The organism is Bradyrhizobium sp. Leo170, from assembly GCF_004296405.1.
Lineage (GTDB): Bacteria > Pseudomonadota > Alphaproteobacteria > Rhizobiales > Xanthobacteraceae > Bradyrhizobium.
Genome location: NZ_PSRR01000631.1, coordinates 1 through 2188 on the forward strand (window position 1 = coordinate 1; position 2188 = coordinate 2188).

A 2188-nucleotide genomic window follows, 5' to 3' on the forward strand; every position below is an offset into this window, starting at 1 on the left:
AGCGTGCCCACCATCCACGGTCGGTGCAAGAAAGGTGGGCACGCTGCGCTTTGCCCACCCTACGGCTACGGCATCGAGCGCTAGGTCACCTGATATTTCGCGACCGCCGGCTCGTTCCATTCCAGCCCGAGGCCCGGGCCGCGGGCGGTGACGGCGCCGTCGATGACCTCGGCCGGCTTTGCCAGGATGGCGCTGGAGAGGTCGAGGAATTCGAGCCAATGCGCGGTCGGCGTCACCGCGAGCACATGGGAGCTGGCTTCCGCGAACAGATGGCTCGACATCGGGATCGAGGCGGCGTCCGCTTGCCCGGCGACCTGCAGCCAGCCGGTGACGCCGCCGACCTTCATCAGGTCGGGCATGATGAAATCGCTGGCGCCGACCGAGATCGCCTCGGCAAAGCCGCGCGGGAACCACCAGTTCTCGCCGGCCTGGATCGGAATCGGCGAGTCCATTCGGACGCTGGCGTGGCCGGAGAGATTCTCCTGCGGCACGGGCTCCTCGACCCAATGCAGGTCGTAGGGCGCAAGGCGCGCGATGCGGCGTTTGGCTTCCGCCGGATCGAGCGACTGGTTGAAGTCGATCATCAAGGCGATGTCCGGCCCGATGACGGCGCGCACGCCCTTGACCACGCGTTCGTCATTGGCGGCATCACCGTCGCCGCCCTTGATCTTGATGCCGCGAAAGCCCTGGTCGAGTGAGCGGCGGAGCGCGCGCTCGTCGGCTGCGGGATCGACCACGCCATAGCTGTCATAGGCGGGAAGGGGGCGCGCCGATCCGCCGAGCAACTCGACGACCGGCTTGCTCGCGACCTGTCCCAGCGCGTCCCAACAGGCCATGTCGAGGCCGGAGACAGCCATGCCGACCAGGCCCTGCCAGCCGAGCAGGCGGAACTTGGCGTCCATCGCCTTCATCAGGTCGAACGGGGCGGCCGGCCGGCCGACGAGATCGCGGCCGGTCTCCTCGACCAGATGAACCAGTGGTTTAAGCGTGAGCCTGGTGTAGGCGAAGATGTAGGAACGACCAGTAACGCCCTGATCGGTTTCGATATCGATCAGGACCAGTGGCCCGGAATCGATCACGCCGAAGGCGTTCTTCACAGGACGCTTGAGCGGCACGACGACGGCTCGCGCTCTGATGCCGCGGATCGCTGGAACTGTTTGGCCCATGGTCGTTTCCCCTTGTTCTTATTCGACACTGTACCATCGCACGAGCCGTGGCGCTGCCCAGTCTGTCGCGACCTGTTCGATCAGGTAGCGGCCGGCATACTCGGCCGGGAACGCAATGCGCTGGGTCTGGCCGGGTTCGATCGCGAGTGTGTTGAGCCAGAACGGCTTCCAGCCGTCGTCGAGCCGGTCGAGCAGGCGGAAGTGATGGCCGTGGAGGTGGAAGACGGTGGTAATCGGCGCGCGATTGGTAAGCGCCAGCACCACCGCACGGCCGGTCTTGGCGCGGAAGGCTGGTGGCGCGGAGGGGGTGAAGCTGGCCGGACGCGTCCAGTCAGCTGGCACCCCGACGACCAGTTCGAACCGCTGCGCATTCTTGAGGTCGAGCTGGGCCGGCAGGCCGTTGGGGGGAAGCGGCGGCGCCGATGGCAGCGGCGCCGGGCGGAGCAGGGCCTCGCCGGAGAGTAAGAGTCGTCCGACCGGGCACGCCTCCTTGCCGTCATGGAGCAGGATCGATGCGCTCGCGACGGCATCGACATAGGCGTCTGCGCGGCCGCCCGGCGCCAACACGAGCGCACCGTTGCGCGCAGGAAATGGCTCGGCAGGCTGGCCGTCGATGGCCATGACGCGGACCTCGTGGCTTTCCAATTTCACCGCGAGCACAGTGCGTTGGGAGGCATTGATGAACCGGAGCCGCAGGCGCTCATTGGCGCGTGCTGAGAGTTCGAATGAAGTCCGGCCGTTAACGGTATAGACCGGCGTCGCATCCTTGGCCTCCGTCCCCGGCGCGATAGCGGAGCCATCCGGCCGCAGCCGCCATTCCTCGATCAAGAGCACCTCGTCGCGGTCGACGGAGATATGCTCGCGTTCGGAGACGACCAGTGGCTTTGCGCGCAGCGGTAGCGGTTGGCCGTCATTGAGGAGGCCGGGATCGAACAGGAATGTGCCGGCGTGGCGCAGCGGAAGCTGGAAGCTCTCCTTCGCCCCGGCGGCAAGCGGCGCCCGGGCGAGCAGGGGCTCGGCGG

At 67.1% G+C, this 2188-nt stretch carries 2 protein-coding genes; both read right to left on the reverse strand.

Going from position 1 to position 2188, the window contains the following annotated elements; translation table 11 throughout:
- Positions 1-80: 80 nt before the first annotated feature.
- Positions 81-1166: an enolase C-terminal domain-like protein gene (locus tag CWO89_RS43365; RefSeq protein ID WP_130584294.1), complete on the reverse strand. Its 1086-nt coding sequence runs from the start codon at positions 1164-1166 to the stop codon at positions 81-83.
- 18 nt (positions 1167-1184) lie between these two features.
- Positions 1185-2188, reverse strand: a 1004-nt coding sequence (locus CWO89_RS43370; protein ID WP_130584295.1) for a multicopper oxidase domain-containing protein, incomplete at its 5' end; no start/stop codon positions are given.